The 15,463-nt window shown below is 29.9% G+C and carries 13 protein-coding genes and 1 other annotated feature (1 of these 14 only partly in view); of the genes, 1 reads left to right on the top strand and 12 read right to left on the bottom strand.

Annotated elements, in window-relative coordinates; all coding sequences use genetic code 11:
• Positions 1–107: 107 nt before the first annotated feature.
• The 5 genes from FRIFI_RS00135 to purR all read right to left on the bottom strand — a co-directional run bounded on the left by FRIFI_RS00135 (position 108) and on the right by purR (position 5,622).
• A complete protein-coding gene (locus tag FRIFI_RS00135) occupies positions 108–1,172 on the bottom strand; it encodes a type IV pilus twitching motility protein PilT (protein ID WP_092921460.1) in 1,065 nt (354 codons plus the stop codon).
• A 541-nt stretch (positions 1,173–1,713) separates the two neighbouring features.
• Positions 1,714–2,664 (bottom strand): ribose-phosphate diphosphokinase, encoded by a 951-nt coding sequence (locus FRIFI_RS00130; RefSeq protein WP_092921462.1) that lies wholly within the window; start codon positions 2,662–2,664, stop codon positions 1,714–1,716.
• Between the two features lie 86 nt (positions 2,665–2,750).
• Positions 2,751–4,124 carry a bifunctional UDP-N-acetylglucosamine diphosphorylase/glucosamine-1-phosphate N-acetyltransferase GlmU gene (gene glmU / locus FRIFI_RS00125; RefSeq protein WP_092921463.1) on the bottom strand — a complete coding sequence of 458 codons (1,374 nt, stop codon included), beginning with the start codon at positions 4,122–4,124 and terminating at the stop codon, positions 2,751–2,753.
• 201 nt (positions 4,125–4,325) lie between these two features.
• Positions 4,326–4,604: a septation regulator SpoVG gene (spoVG, locus tag FRIFI_RS00120; protein ID WP_092921465.1), complete on the bottom strand. Its 279-nt coding sequence runs from the start codon at positions 4,602–4,604 to the stop codon at positions 4,326–4,328.
• 148 nt (positions 4,605–4,752) lie between these two features.
• On the bottom strand, positions 4,753–5,622 hold the full coding sequence (gene purR / locus FRIFI_RS00115) for a pur operon repressor (protein WP_166504664.1): 870 nt from the start codon (positions 5,620–5,622) through the stop codon (positions 4,753–4,755).
• 221 nt (positions 5,623–5,843) lie between these two features.
• On the opposite strand from purR, the gene murC reads away from it, so the two are divergent.
• Positions 5,844–7,196, top strand: coding sequence for a UDP-N-acetylmuramate--L-alanine ligase (gene murC, locus FRIFI_RS00110; protein WP_092921469.1), 1,353 nt, complete (start codon positions 5,844–5,846; stop codon positions 7,194–7,196).
• A gap of 51 nt (positions 7,197–7,247) precedes the next feature.
• Here murC and FRIFI_RS00105 read toward each other — a convergent pair whose 3' ends face one another.
• The 7 genes from FRIFI_RS00105 to metG form a co-directional block, all read right to left on the bottom strand.
• Entirely contained in the window at positions 7,248–8,048 is an 801-nt protein-coding gene (locus tag FRIFI_RS00105) for a hypothetical protein (protein ID WP_092921471.1), read from the bottom strand.
• 229 nt (positions 8,049–8,277) lie between these two features.
• A complete protein-coding gene (locus tag FRIFI_RS00100) occupies positions 8,278–9,393 on the bottom strand; it encodes a M20/M25/M40 family metallo-hydrolase (RefSeq protein ID WP_166504663.1) in 1,116 nt (371 codons plus the stop codon).
• A gap of 81 nt (positions 9,394–9,474) precedes the next feature.
• On the bottom strand, positions 9,475–10,716 hold the full coding sequence (locus FRIFI_RS00095) for a hypothetical protein (RefSeq protein WP_166504662.1): 1,242 nt from the start codon (positions 10,714–10,716) through the stop codon (positions 9,475–9,477).
• A 70-nt stretch (positions 10,717–10,786) separates the two neighbouring features.
• A complete protein-coding gene (rsmA, locus tag FRIFI_RS00090; RefSeq protein ID WP_092921477.1) occupies positions 10,787–11,659 on the bottom strand; it encodes a 16S rRNA (adenine(1518)-N(6)/adenine(1519)-N(6))-dimethyltransferase RsmA in 873 nt (290 codons plus the stop codon).
• Between the two features lie 20 nt (positions 11,660–11,679).
• Positions 11,680–12,216 carry a ribonuclease M5 gene (gene rnmV / locus FRIFI_RS00085; protein WP_092921479.1) on the bottom strand — a complete coding sequence of 179 codons (537 nt, stop codon included), beginning with the start codon at positions 12,214–12,216 and terminating at the stop codon, positions 11,680–11,682.
• A 256-nt stretch (positions 12,217–12,472) separates the two neighbouring features.
• A complete protein-coding gene (locus FRIFI_RS00080; RefSeq protein ID WP_092921481.1) occupies positions 12,473–13,243 on the bottom strand; it encodes a TatD family hydrolase in 771 nt (256 codons plus the stop codon).
• 19 nt (positions 13,244–13,262) lie between these two features.
• A complete protein-coding gene (metG, locus tag FRIFI_RS00075) occupies positions 13,263–15,236 on the bottom strand; it encodes a methionine--tRNA ligase (protein WP_330405606.1) in 1,974 nt (657 codons plus the stop codon).
• Positions 15,237–15,303: 67 nt separating this feature from the next.
• Positions 15,304–15,463, bottom strand: a binding site (T-box leader); it runs 132 nt beyond the window's last position.

The following is a 15,463-nucleotide window of genomic DNA, read 5'->3' as shown; positions in this document are numbered from 1 at the left end:
TTAGTATCAAGTTTATATCATCTATAAAAAATTTTACTTTTTCTCATTATATTTTCCAATTTTATCTATATATTTTTGTATTAAACTGTTTATATTTAGTTGCTTGATTAATAATTAATCCCTCCAACTAATCTAGATGTGTATTCGTAGTCAGAGCACTTACTTAATACACTATCTCTTGATATTTTTCCTTCTCTGTATAAATTTACCAACCCTTGATCCATAGATTGCATACCTAACTTAGAGCTTGTTTGTATAATATTTTGTATTTGATATGTTTTATTTTCTCTTACTAAGTTTCTTATTGCTGGTGTGGCTACCATAACTTCTAATGCTGCGACTCTATTTGTTCCATCTATAGTTTTTATTAATTGCTGTGATATAATCCCTTCACATACTGTTGATAATTGAGTTCTAATTTGCTGTTGCTGTTCCGGTGGGAACATATCAACTATTCTATCTATTGTCTTAGCCGAGCCTACTGTATGTAAAGTTGAGAAAACTAGATGTCCTGTTTCTGCAGCAGTTAAAGCTATTGAAACAGTTTCAGGATCTCTCATTTCTCCCACTAAAATAACATCTGGGTCTTGTCTAAGCGCTGATCTAAGTGCTGAATTAAAGTTTTCTGTATCGCTACCTATTTCTCTTTGATTTACTATTCCTTTTTTATGATGATGAACATATTCTATAGGATCTTCTAGCGTTATTATATGTCTCTCTTGAGTTGAGTTTATTGTGTCTATTAAACTAGCTAAAGTTGTGCTTTTACCGCTTCCTGTTGGTCCCGTTACGAGTACTAACCCTTTACTCTTTTCTGTAAAACTAGCTATAATATCAGGTAATCCTAAGGTTTTAAATGACGGTATTTTAGATGTTATAGTCCTTACAGCTATTGCATATTTACCTTTTTGCTTATATGCATTTATTCTAAATCTATCCCCACTTTTAAAAGATACGGATAGATCCACTTCTCCGTGTTCTTCTAGAATTTTAAATTTTTTATTTCCTGCTATTTCCCTGGCCATAATTTCAGTGTCTTTTTCAGTTAAACTTTCTTCATTTAACTTTACGAAGCTTCCTTTTATCCTAGCTATCGGAGGAGTATCTACTGTTATATGTACATCTGATGCTCCTAACTCTACTGCCATTTCTAATAAATTAAATATATTCATAATTTTCTCCTCATATATTATAGTTTTTAAATATACTGCTATAGTAAACTTATATAATTAAATTGCATCTTATAAAATTTAAGATGCAATTTGAATGTTGTATATTAAATTTTTAATTTTAGTGTATCTTGAAATAGATTATACTTTTCTGGCTTTTTAGTATTGAGGGTTATCTGTGTCTAACCTAAGGATATCTTTTTCTGATCTATAGACTATAAATTGGATATTAGCTGAAATATCTCCTCTAGCTTTAGATTAAATTCTTCAAAAACTTTTAAGGCTTCTTTAACTTCGTTATTTCTGTATCTGTTAATACAAGGTCTAGTAACTCCTGACCTTGATCTTCAACTTCTCTCATTACTTCAGAAATTATTTAAGCTAATATATATAGTCAATGTCCTAAATCTTTTTTTAGCTTAATTTTACCTGAATCACTTATTTTACCTTAAATTCCATATTAAACTTTATCAAATATTCTTTTATCCATTTTAATTGCGATAAAATAAAAGGATACCTATATAGGTATCCTTTATCTATTTGACTAGAATAACTTACTAACTGACTCGTTAGCAAATATTTTCTTTATAGCATCTCCAAATAATGGAGCAACTGTTTCTATTTGTACTTTATCTATTTTCTTTTCTTCTGGAAGTTGTATAGTATCTAAAACTATTAATTCTTTTATTGCAGAGTTTTCTATTCTTTCCATAGCTGGTCCTGATAATACTCCATGAGTACAGCAAGCATATACATCTTTAACACCAAATTCTTTTAAAGCATTTGCTGCATTTGTTATAGTTCCCGCTGTATCTATCATATCATCTAATAATATAACATTCTTACCTTGCACATCACCTATTATGTTCATTACTTCACATACGTTAGCTTTAGGTCTTCTCTTGTCTATTATAGCTATTGGAACATCTCCGTTTAAATTGTTAGCAAAGTTTCTTGATCTTGTTACACTTCCTAAATCAGGTGAAACTACTACTAAATCTTCTATATTCTTTTTGTTGAAGTAATCAGCTAATATGCTTCCTCCTTGTAAATGATCTAGTGGTATATCGAAGTAACCTTGTATTTGTGCAGCATGTAAGTCCATAGTTAATACTCTGTCTGCACCTGCTGCTGTTATTAAGTTTGCAACTAATTTAGCTGTGATTGGATCTCTTGCCTTAGCTTTTCTGTCTTGTCTTGCATATCCATAGTAAGGTATAACTGCAGTTATTCTTCCTGCTGATGCTCTTCTTAATGCATCTATTATTATTAATAATTCCATTAAGTTGTCATTAACTGGACTATTAGTTGATTGAACTACGAAAACATCACAACCTCTTACTGTTTCATTTATGTTTACGCTTATTTCACCATCACTGAATGTACTTACTTGGCAGTCACATAATTCTACACCTATATGATCTGCTATTTTCTTAGCTAATTCATTAGATGCATTTCCTGCTATTATTTTTATTTCGCTTCCGCTAGTGTTCATGTAAATCCTCCCAAAATTTTTGAAACTTTGTTTAATTTATTTAAAATCTAGGCTTTTGCCTAAAAAAATAATAAGCTGTTTAGTTGCTATTTTTTATCCTTTTGATCTTTCTTCTCTACCCAACCTTCTTTGTTCACTTGTCTTTGTCTCGCTACTGCAAGCGCCCCTTGTGGAACATTGTCTGTTATAGTTGAACCTGTTGCTATATACCCTTTTTCTTCTACAGTTACTGGTGCTACTAGATTAGAGTTAGAACCTATGAATGCTCCATCTTTTACTATAGATTTTGCTTTATTTTTACCATCATAGTTTACAAATACTACTCCACATCCTATGTTTACACCTTTTCCAACATAAGCGTCTCCAATATATGCTAGGTGAGATGCTTTAGAATTATCTTCTATTGTAGCATTCTTAACTTCTACGAAGTCTCCTATCTTTACATTGTTCCCTATGTTACTCTTAGGTCTTAAATATGCATATGGTCCTACTGTAGTGTTTTCTCCTACTACACTATCAACTATAGTTGAATTTTTCACCTCTGTATAATCGCCAATTTCTGAATTTGTTATACTACAATTCATTCCAATTATACAACTTGAACCTATTTTTGTACTTCCCATTAACATAGTTCCTGGATATATTACTGTATCATTTCCTATTTCAACTCCAGCTTCTATATATGTTGAATTAGTATCTATGATTGTTACTCCATTTACCATGTGAGATTCATTTATTCTTTGTCTCATTATTTGTTCTGCTCTAGATAACTCTACTCTTGAGTTTACACCCATTAGTTCTTCTATTGTAGAACCGTTGAAAGCTCCTACTTTAAGACCCTTATTTCTCATTATTTGTATAGTATCTGTTAGGTAGTACTCTCCTTGTGCATTGTTGTTATCTAATAAATCTAAAGATTCTCTTAAACTCTTTCCATTGAAGCAGTATATTCCTGAGTTTATCTCTTTAGCTAACTTTTCTTCTTCTGAAGCATCTTTTTGCTCTACTATTTTTAGTAAATCTGAATTTTCATCTCTGATTATTCTTCCATACCCCGTTGGATTGTCTACTACTGTTGTAAGCACTGTTGTGTGATACTCATTTTCTATGTGATAATCGAATAGTTTTTTAAGTGTTTCTTCTTTTACTAAAGGTGTGTCTCCGCATAATACTACGATTATATCTTCATCATTTATGTATTCTTTAGCCATCATGACAGCATGACCAGTACCTAATTGCTCCGTTTGCATTGCTATCATTGTATGTTCTGGTAGTTTTGATTTTACTACTTCACTTTCGTGGCCTAATATTGCTACTATATCGTTAACCCCTGAATTTTTACATACATCTATTACGTGGTTAACCATTTCTTTTCCACATACTTTATGAATTACTTTTGGGAATTTAGACTTCATTCTCGTTCCTTTTCCTGCTGCAAGGATTATAGATTTAAAGTTCATTTCTCCACTCCATTCTTTATAACTATTTTATCTATGTTATTATATTATGTATATAATATAGTTTGTATACAATACTTTGTTACTACTAATTAATATAACACCTTTTGTCAAAAAAGTATACATTTAAACAAAAATTTTAAATATAAAAAAGAGTCGAATAGTTCGACTCTTTATAATAAACAATAAAAAAATTCTATTTAATTATTCAGCTGCAACTTCTAATTGAGCAACTGCTTCATGATATGCATTTAGTACTGCATCTTCTAATACTTGTCTCATCTCTGCGTTTATTGGATGAGCTATATCTCTAAAATTACCTTCCCCTATTTTTCTACTTGGCATAGCGATGAATAAACCATTATGTCCTTCTATAACCTTTATATCATGTACAACAAATAAGTTGTTAAAAGTTATAGACACTATACACTTCATTTTTCCTTCGTCAGTTATTTTTCTTATTCTTACGTCAGTTATCTTCATCCTTTTATATCCCCCTTTTGAATTTGACAAATTAATGTATTTATAAATTTTATATATATATTTACTTATAGTTTAGTATTCTATTAAATATTTGAATATCCTTTTTTATTTTTTGAAAATTTATGGTTTTTGTAAATTTATTTTTTACCTAATCTTCTATTATTTCTTCTATGTCACAATCCCCTTCGACAAATTCTTTCTGATATTCATCTTTAAATGTCTTTAAATTTGGTTCTACTATTATATTATCTCCATTTACATCTAATTGAATTAAAGATATATAATCTTTTACCATTTTGTCTTCTGGCTTCATTGTAGATATAAATACTCCCGTTCCTATAACTTCCGCTCCAAACTCACTCATAAGATCTGTCATACCTTTGATTGTACCTCCACCTCTCATGAAGTCATCTATTAATATAACTTTGCTATTCGGCTTAACTGCTCTTCTTGGTAAACTCATACTTTCCACTTTAGAAGTATTTCCACTAACATAAGTCATACTTAGTGTAGGTCCTTCTGATACTTTTATATCTTTTCTTATTATAACAAGTGGTAAATTCATTGCTTTAGCTGTCATAAGAGCCATTGGAATTCCTTTAGTTTCCATTGTCACTACGCAATCAGCTTCTGCATAATCTATATTTGATGCAAATATTTTACCTATTTTTGATGCTATAGTAGGATCATATATTAAGTCTATTAAATATAAAAATCCTCCTGATAATACTCTAGATTCGTCACTTATTTTTTGACATAATTCCATTAAAAATTCTTCATTTTCTGCTTTTGATGTCTTTGGTATATATTTTACTCCACCAGCTGCTCCTGATATTGTTATTACTTTCCCTAGTTCTAATTTTTCAAAGACATTTTTTACTACTATTAAATCTTCACTTATTGTAGATTTAGCAGCATTAAATTTATTTGTAAAATAGCCTAATGTAAATATCTTATTTGGATTGTCCGATAATATCTTTACTATGGCACCAATTCTTTCCGTTCTTTTAAATTTCATGCATTTAACCTCCTACGATTGCAGCTTCTTCTATATAAACTAAATAATGCATAACCATGTTTATTATGATATAATAATGGTTATGTTTTAAGCAATTTTTTAATATATTGTATATGTAATATAGTATATGTATATTAATCATTAAATATTGAACATTATACTATTATACCACAAACATAGTTCATATTGTAGGGCTTAATTAAAAGAAAGGTGGTTTTCTTATGAAGATACATTTCATTGGAATCGGTGGCATAAGCATGAGTGCTTTAGCTGAAATATGCCTTAATAAAGGATATAAAGTTTCTGGTTCAGATTCAAACGAATCTTACTTATTAGATAAACTTAGATCTCAAGGCGCTAATATATTTATAGGACATGAAAAAGAACATTTGGCAGATGATGTAGATATGGTTGTTTACACTGCGGCAGTTCATGATGATAATGCTGAGCTTATTGCAGCTAGAGAAAAGAATAAACTTGTTGTAAACAGAGCTACTTTCTTAGGTCAAATAATGAGAGAGTACAAAAATTCTATAGCAATTTCTGGTACTCATGGTAAAACTTCAACTACTTCTATGTTATCTACTATATTCCAATATGCGGATTTAGATCCAACTATATTAGTTGGTGGAAATTTAAGTAGTATAGGTGGTAATGTTAAAATAGGTAACTCTGATCATTTCATAACAGAGGCATGTGAATATGTTGATAGTTTCCTAAACTTTAACCCTAAGATATCAACAGTTTTAAATATAGAGGAAGACCATTTAGATTACTTCTCAGGCTTAGATGAAATAAAAGCATCTTTTAATAAATTTGGTAAATTACTTCCTAAAGATGGTTATTTCATAATAAATGGAGATGACGAAAATACAAATGATATATTACACGACGTAAAAGCTACTGTTATAAAATACGGTACAAATTTAGATAATGATGCTTTAATTAAAAATATAAGCTTCAATGAAAAAGGTCATGGTATATTCGAGATAGAATTGAATGGTAAAAATTTAGGTGTATTTGAACTTTCTGTTCCAGGACTTCATAACATCTACAACGCTACTGCTGCTATATTAGTTGCTTATGTTTCTAATATAGAATTAGAGCTTATAAGAGAAAATATAAAATCTTATTCTGGTGTTGGAAGAAGATTTGAGGTTAAGGGTAAATATAATGATGCATTAATAATTGATGATTATGCTCATCACCCTACTGAATTAAAGGCTACTTTATCTGCTGCTAAAAAGATGAAGAAGTCTAAGTTATGGTGTATATTCCAACCTCATACTTACACTAGAACTAAGTCTCTTTTAAATGAATTTGCTGAAGCATTTTATTCTGCTGATAAAGTTATTATAACTGACATATACGCTGCCAGAGAAAATGATCCAGGAGATATTCATTCTAAAGATTTAGTTGAAAAGTTATATCAAAACCATGTTGATGTTGCTTATATAAGTAAGTTTGAAGATATAGTTGACTATCTTCGTGATAATGTCTCTTCTAATGATTTAGTAATAACTGCTGGTGCAGGACCTATATACAAGGTAGCTGAAGAATTAGTTGAAAATTAATAAACAAAAAGGATATACTAACTAGTATATCCTTTTTGCTTATTAAAATACTTATTCCTCTAATTTAAATATGTCTTTTACAAGATAATCATATAATCCAGTGTGGACTTCATAATATGCTTGAATTTTATTCTTTCCTTCACCCTGTGTTATTTTTACATAATCTTTACCCATTGTTTCTACTTTCGCATCATAGTTCTCGCCTTGAATGTTTATAGTAAAGTTGTACTTACTTCTTTCTTTACTCTTTTCTGGCTGAACTTTGCCAACCATTCTCTTTTGAACCATTTTAAGTGCTAGGTCTTTAAAATTCCAGCCAAATATTTTCTTAGTTTCATCTTTATAAGTTATTTTTACAGTATCCCAACTCTTATACTGCTTTATAAAGTCAAATGACAAATATATACTCTCACTTAAAAGCTTACTAAGTTCTTTTTTTGTAGCAACCGGAACTTTATAGTACTCTTCTTTGCTGACAGTGTATACCCTAAAGTAATTCAAGTCTGTTGAAAATCTAATTCCATCATCTGAGTTACCATTGTATATAGGAGTGTATGATTGTGGCTTTCTTATTTTTGTAAATTCTGTAAATAACACAGTTATATTATCCCAATAATCCTTTTCTATTCTAACACTTTCTACTTTTGAATCTGATAAGTATATTTTACTTTTAGAGCTCAATTGTTTTATTAATGATCTTGTGTCATCTTCTAATGCCTCTGTCGTTTGTTGTCCTGGTTCTTTGTCTTTTGTATCTTTGAACAAGGTAAATCCTAAGAAATAGCATACAAAGAATAACACTACAGTAAGAGCTACTAAAACCTTTTTTTTGATTTTTTTCTTCTTAGCCATCTTCACGCCTCCTTTATCCATATAATCATAAGATAATTATATTACTTTTATGTAGTTTTTGTAAGACATAATTACTTATTATACTTATTTCCAGGGAAATTACTACACCCTTCTACATAAATACTTGTACATTTTTTAATTTTTATACATTTTTTTCTTATCTTTTAACATAAAAATAGTATCTAAAAGCAATTTAGATACTATTTCTAATTAGTTTTAAATTTTTAATTTATGCTTCTTTTATTAACTCAGTTACCATTTTAGCAGAATTTTCTATATCCTTTATAGCTATATATTCTTCTAATGTATGAGCATTCTTCATACCTATACCTAGGTTAACTGCTTTTATTCCATTTTTATTTAATATATTAGTATCACTACCTCCACCTGTAGATGTTGTGTGACCTTCTATATTCATATTAGCAAAAGCTTTTTTAGCTAGCACTACTATTTCATCATCTTCAGATATATTAAATGGTGCATAAGCTCTTGTAGTTTCTATTTCTATTTTAGCTCCAAATTCTTTAGCTGCTTTTTTGAATACATCTACCATATGGTTTGTTTGAGCATCTAATTTTTCTTCGCTTAAGCTTCTAGCTTCTGCTGCTATTTCTAATTCTGGCATAACTATATTTGTTGCTATTCCACCATTTATTATACCTATATTAGCAGTAGTTTCTTCATCTATTCTTAATAAATTCATATTTTCTATAGCTCTTGCAGCAACCATTACTGAACTTACTCCATTTTCTGGCTCAAGACCTGCATGAGCTGGTTTTCCTATTATTTTGACCTTTATAGCATCTTGTGCTGGCGCTTGAATTATTATTTCTCCTGGAGCTCCACCACTATCTAAAACAAATGCATAGTCTGCATTTACTTTAGAATAATCTAAGTACTTAGCACCATATAATCCGCCTTCTTCCCATATTGAGAATACAACTTGTATATCTGCATGTTGGATATCATTTTCCTTAACTGTTCTTAATGCCTCTAATATAGCAGCTATACCAGCTTTATCATCAGACCCTAGTACTGTTGTTCCATCACTTTTTATTATGCCATTAGCTTCGTCTATTATAGGTTTTACTCCTATACCAGGACTAACTGTATCCATATGTGAAGTGAAAAGTAATGTTTTACCTTCTCTATTTCCTTTTAATGTAGCAATTACATTTCCTGTTTCTCCACCAGCTTTTACACCAGCACCATCTATAACAACTTCTAAACCTATTTCTTTTAGTTTTTCGACTAGAACTTCAGCTATTTTGCCTTCTTTTGAAGATGGACTGTCGATTTGAACTAGCTCTAAAAATTCATTGATTAGTCTTTGATTATTTATCATATATTCTCCTCCAGTTATACTTGGTCTACCTATAATTTTAGAACATTATCAAAAAATTATCAATATGTGAGGTAATTTATTCTATTTTATTATTTTTCTACTTCTTGAATCTATCATACATAACCAGTATCCTAAGCTATCATTTCTTGTGTCACAAGGCTGGTATTCTCTAAATCCTGTATGACCTTTATCTGGTTGCTCTGTTTTATTTCCTGGGACTGCGTATATATAATTCTTTCTCTTGTTATACTCATCATATTGTACACCAAATAAGTAATGTCTATATTTATATGATTGCATTACTGCATCACTATACATTGTGTAATTTAGAGTATTAACATATCCTAAGTAAGGCATAGTGTATCCACATAAAGTTGTAGGACTTATTTCAATTTTCCACCATCTAGTATTGTCTATTTCATCTTTGATAAATGGTCTTACTTCCTTAAAATGTTTAAGCCCTTTTTTTATTTGTCTTGGCATTAAAAGTGTTCCTGCCGTTTTTTGGTATTCATCTATAGAATTTGTTTTTGCATACTTTTGACGTGTTTTTTGTTGATGTGAAACAGTAGGATATGTCTTCTTTTCTTTAGGCTCACTACTTTTTCTATTTTTCTCTATAGTTTTATCTATATTATCATATTCGTCATATTTTTCTCTAGTTTGAGGATTTACATCCTCCTCTATAATTTCATAATAACCATCATCTGAGTTGTATACACTTTCTTCTTCACTTTCATACTCTTCTTCATCATCATCTATTTCTATATACTCTATTTCTTCATACACTTCATACTCTTCTTCATTATCATCTTCTTCTATATTATCTACATCTATATATCCTATTTCTTCATATTCCTCAAACCCTTCGTCATTATCATCTACTTCTATATACTCTATTTCTTCATATTCCTCAAATCTTTCGTCATCTTCATACTCTTCTCCTGCAAATAATATTTCCTCATAATTATCTATCTTAGTACCTTTAAATCCTATAAGTGGTACAGTTTTTTCATATAAAAGAGCTATACCTTTTATATCTATATCTTCTCTGTCTAAATTTAATGTAAATTCACCTTTTCCTTGCTCACTTGGCAATACCTTTCCTAAATCAAGGGTATCATAATCGCTTTGTATAGCAACTACCCTATATCCATCTTTCATAAATTTAAGATTTTCTACATATAATGAAATTATTGATTTTTCATCATTTATCTCTACTTTAGCAAATGCTTTTGGTAAAACACGTTCTTTGTATCTAAAGTTAGTGTCCTTAGCTTCAAGGATTATATAATCTCTCTTAAATTTTTTTTTAGCTGCCACTTTTAATCCCCCTTTTAACATAATTTCTCTTAATAGTATATGAGTATGATTCTAAAAAAAGTACCTTCAATTATTTTGAAGGTACTTTTTCATTTACTTTATTTGATAAAGTGGCAAACTCTTCTATTGATAAAGTTTCCCCTCTTCTTTTTTCATCTATATTAGCAGCACTTAGTACTTCCTTTATCTCATCTTTACTTAAGAATCCTAATCCACCTAATGCATTAAGTAATGTTTTTCTTCTTTGTCCAAAAGCCGCTTTAACAGTCTTGAAGAATATTTCTTCATTATCAACTGGATATTTTATTTCTTCTCTAACATGAAGTCCTATAACTGTTGAGTCAACATTTGGTTGTGGTATAAACATATGTCTTGGTGCTTTTGCTACTATTTCTGTATCACAATAATATTGAACTGCTACTGATAAAGCTCCATAATCTTTTGTTCCTGGTACTGCATTCATTCTATCTGCAACTTCCTTTTGTACCATTACAACTATATCCGTTACTGGTATATCTTCTTCTAAGAACTTCATAACTATTGGAGTTGTTATATAGTATGGTAAGTTTGCAACTAATTTAACTGGTCCCCCATTTAGTTTTTCTTTTACTAATTCTTGAACATTTACTTTTAATATATCTTGATTTATTACTTCTATATTATCAAAGTCTTTTAATGTTTCACCCTGTAATATAGGTATTAATGTTTTATCTATTTCTATAGCCACAACTTTCTGAGCTACTTTACCCATCTCACGAGTTAGTGTCCCTATACCAGGACCTACTTCTATTATATAGTCTCCTTCAGAAAGTCTTGCCCCTCTTAATATTTTATCTATTACATTATCATCTATTAAAAAGTTTTGCCCTAAAGACTTTGAAAATTTAAATCCGTGCTTTTCAACTACATCTTTTGTGGCTCTATGTGATGAAAGTCTATCCATTAATTTTTCTCCTTTTATATTTATTTATCTAAAGTTTCTAGTGATTTTACAAATTCTTCTCTAGTAACCCCATAATTATTTAATCTATTTAAGAATTGCTTGGCATTTCCATATCCGATTCCAAGTATCTTTCCTAATTCATCTCTTCTATTAGATGCATCTTCATTTCCTATAAGTCCATTTCTTATTAAATCAACTTGCTTAAATTCATCTCTTTTTTCTGTACTTTCTGTTCTAACTCTCTCAAGAGCTGCTATTATACTCTTTGGTGTGGCATTTTCTATACCTATGTCACCATCTTTTTTAGCTTCCTCTCTTGGTAAAAAAGCATGCTTACATCCTGGAACTTCTGCAGCTATTTTTTTTCTTATTTTTTCACCCGCAAAATCAGGATCTGTAAATATTATTACTCCACGTCTTTTTTGAGCAGATTTTATTCTTTCCATAACACCTTTAGGAAACCCAAATCCACCAGTTGTTATAAGTTCTGCATCTACAGCTCTTTTTACTGCTGTAACATCGTCTCTTCCTTCTACAACTATTATTTCTTTTATCATTATCAATTCACCTTTATCTGTTTTGTATCCTGTCTTAACTTCATTTCTATATTTTACGTTTTTTATGTAATTTTATCAAGGAAAAACAAAAACTATAATATCATTATGTGCTATAGTTTTTGTTTTTACACTCTATTTTTATTGTGTTTTACAATATTTACTTAATAACTATGATGCTAGAATAATAATGTATATCTATAAATATTTTATAATTGTATTAAAAAAAGCTCTTGAGACTATACAGTCTCAAGGGCTTTTATTTTATATTGAATAATCTTTTAGCATTTTCTTTTGTAGCTTTGCAAACTTGCTCGTAAGATATCCCTTTTTCTTGGGCTATCTTATCTGCTACAAATTGAACTAATGATGGGTCATTTCTTTTTCCTCTATGAGGCTCTGGAGCCATATATGGTGAATCAGTTTCTATTAATAAATATTCTAGAGGTATTTCTTTTGCTACTTCTCTAGTTTTTTTATTATTTTTAAAAGTCACTGTTCCTGGTATTGATATATAGCAACCCATTTTTACATATTCTCTAGCTAATTCAACATTCCCGCTATAACAATGAAGCACACATCCTATTTCTGGAGATTTTGTATTTTTTATTATTTCAAAAGTATCTCCATGTGCATCTCTATCATGTATTATTATAGGTAATTTTAACTCATTAGCTAATTCTATTTGTTTTTTAAACCATTCTTTTTGTTCTTCTCTAGGTGAATTATCATAGTAATAGTCTAATCCTATTTCACCTATAGCTACTACTTTTTCATTTTCAGTAGCTAGTTTTCTTAAAGTATCTATTGCAGTATCATCTAAATCTTTAACATCGTGTGGATGTACTCCAACTGCTGCATATATAAAATCATATTTATTAGCTAATTCTACACTAGTTATTGATGTTTCTATATCTGCTCCTGGATTTAATACTAAATCTACACCTTTTTCTTTTAAAGATTCTATTAATTCTTCTCTATCTTCATCAAATCTTTCACTATTTAAGTGTGCATGTGAGTCAAATAACATTTTTTATTCTCCTAACTAATTAACGAACTTCGCATCCATCCTTAGCACCTGTAGCTACTGGTACTACTAAATCGTCACCATCATCTCCAGCAGCTAATATCATACCTTGAGATTCTACTCCTCTTAGCTTAACTGGCTTTAAGTTGCAAACAACTATAACATCTTTTCCAACCATATCTTCTGGCTTATACCATTTAGCTATTCCTGATACGATTTGTCTTGTTTCTGAACCTAATTTTATTTGAGATACTAAAAGTCTATCTGCTTTTGGATGTTTTTCACAACTTAAAACTTTACCTACTCTTAGTTCAACTTTATCTAATTCATCTATTGTTATGTTTTCTTTATGCTCTAATGGAGCTACTTCTTCTACTACGTCTTTCTTTTCTGCAAATAATTCGTTCAATTCTTCTACTTCCTTTTCTATATCTAATCTTGGGAATAAAGATTCACCTTTGTGTACTTTTGTTCCTTCAGTTATTAATCCAAATGTTTTAACACTTTCCCAAGTTGTTAATTCTTCATTTGTTATTCCTAATTGACAGTATATTTTTTTAGCAGTAGCATTCATTATTGGATTTATTAATGTAGCTACTATTCTTATAGATTCACATAAGTTGTATAATACTGTATCTAAAGTATCTTTGTTAGCTTCATCTTTTGCTAAAGCCCAAGGCATAGTTTCATCTATATACTTGTTAGTTCTTCTTATTAATTTCCAAGCACTTTCTAATGCTTCATTAAATTGAAGTTTATTCATTTCATTTTCAAAGTTTTCTACTGATAATCTAGCAGTTTCTTTTAAGTCAGCATCAAATTCAGTAGTAGCTTTTGGCATTGGTATTATTCCACCGTTATATTTTTCAACCATTGCAACTGTTCTACTTACTAAGTTTCCTAAATCATTTGCTAAATCTGAGTTAAGTCTAATTACAAAGTTTCTATGAGTATAGTTACCATCTTGACCAAATGCAAATTCTCTTAATAAGAAGTATTTAAGAGCATCTACTCCGTATCTTTCTATCATTTGCTCTGGGTAAACTATGTTTCCTTTTGATTTACTCATCTTATCATTATCAAATAATATCCATCCATGTCCATATACTTGTGTAGGTACTTCTTCACCTAAAGCCATAAGTATAGCTGGCCATATTATTGTATGGAATCTCATTATTTCTTTACCTACTATATGAACATTAGCTGGCCAGAATTTTTTGTATTCTGAATCATTTTCACTCATATATCCTAAAGCTGTTATATAGTTGCATAAAGCATCTACCCAAACGTATATTACGTGTTTTTCATCAAATGGTACTTTTATACCCCAATCAAATGTAGTTCTAGTTACACATAAATCTTCTAATCCTTTATCTAAGAAGTTTGCAACCATCTCATTTTTTCTTGATACTGGGAAACAGAAGTTAGGGTCAGCAAATAATTCTCTTAATCTATCTTCATATTTTGATAATTTGAAGAAGTAAGCTTCTTCCTTAGCATCATAAGTTTCTCTTCCACAGTCAGGACACTTATTTCCATCTACTAATTGTGATTCTGTCCAGAAACTTTCACATGGAGTACAATACTTACCTTCATAAGCTCCTTTGTATATATCTCCTTGTTCATATAACTTAGTGAATATCTTTTGGATTATTACCTTATGTCTATCTTGTGTAGTTCTTATGAAATCATCATATGATATATCCATAGTCTTCCATAATTTTTGTATATCTGCTATCATCCCATCTAAGTATTCTATTTCAGTCATACCTTTTGCCTTAGCAGTTTTTTGTATCTTTTCTCCGTGCTCATCTGTTCCTGTTAAGAACTTTACATCATATCCACAGAAACGTTTAAATCTTGCTATTGCATCTGCTGCAACAGTTGTATAAGTATGTCCTATATGTAAGTTTCCACTTGGGTAGTATATAGGAGTTGTTACATAGAAAGTTGGTTTTGTCATATTCTTACCTCCTGATTTATTTTTAGTATATATTTATATTTTTAACCTTTAATATAGAGTTGAAACTCTTTGTATTAAAAAACTCGCCTCCTATGATATACATAGGGGCGAGATTATTCGCGGTACCACCCTAATTATCTAAATTTATAGATACTACTTTAAAAGTTAAAACTTATTGATGTTTACTCATATCAATATGGTATCTTATAATACTTTAGATATCTTAGCAGACTATAACGTGTCTAACCGTTTTATCTTAA

It is taken from the genome of Romboutsia hominis, assembly GCF_900002575.1.
Lineage (GTDB): Bacteria > Bacillota > Clostridia > Peptostreptococcales > Peptostreptococcaceae > Romboutsia_C > Romboutsia_C hominis.
This window is presented reverse-complemented; position numbering and strand designations above follow the sequence as displayed.

Coding starts and splice junctions, on each gene's coding strand:
- FRIFI_RS00135 (WP_092921460.1), bottom strand. CDS start 1,172: ATGAATATATTTAATTTATTAGAAATGGCAGTAGAGTTAGGAGCATCA.
- glmU (WP_092921463.1), bottom strand. CDS start 4,124: ATGAACTTTAAATCTATAATCCTTGCAGCAGGAAAAGGAACGAGAATG.
- FRIFI_RS00080 (WP_092921481.1), bottom strand. CDS start 13,243: ATGTTATTTGACTCACATGCACACTTAAATAGTGAAAGATTTGATGAA.
- FRIFI_RS00105 (WP_092921471.1), bottom strand. CDS start 8,048: ATGGCTAAGAAGAAAAAAATCAAAAAAAAGGTTTTAGTAGCTCTTACT.
- FRIFI_RS00100 (WP_166504663.1), bottom strand. CDS start 9,393: ATGATAAATAATCAAAGACTAATCAATGAATTTTTAGAGCTAGTTCAA.
- purR (WP_166504664.1), bottom strand. CDS start 5,622: ATGAAATTTAAAAGAACGGAAAGAATTGGTGCCATAGTAAAGATATTA.
- rsmA (WP_092921477.1), bottom strand. CDS start 11,659: ATGGATAGACTTTCATCACATAGAGCCACAAAAGATGTAGTTGAAAAG.
- rnmV (WP_092921479.1), bottom strand. CDS start 12,216: ATGATAAAAGAAATAATAGTTGTAGAAGGAAGAGACGATGTTACAGCA.
- FRIFI_RS00130 (WP_092921462.1), bottom strand. CDS start 2,664: ATGAACACTAGCGGAAGCGAAATAAAAATAATAGCAGGAAATGCATCT.
- murC (WP_092921469.1), top strand. CDS start 5,844: ATGAAGATACATTTCATTGGAATCGGTGGCATAAGCATGAGTGCTTTA.
- spoVG (WP_092921465.1), bottom strand. CDS start 4,604: ATGAAGATAACTGACGTAAGAATAAGAAAAATAACTGACGAAGGAAAA.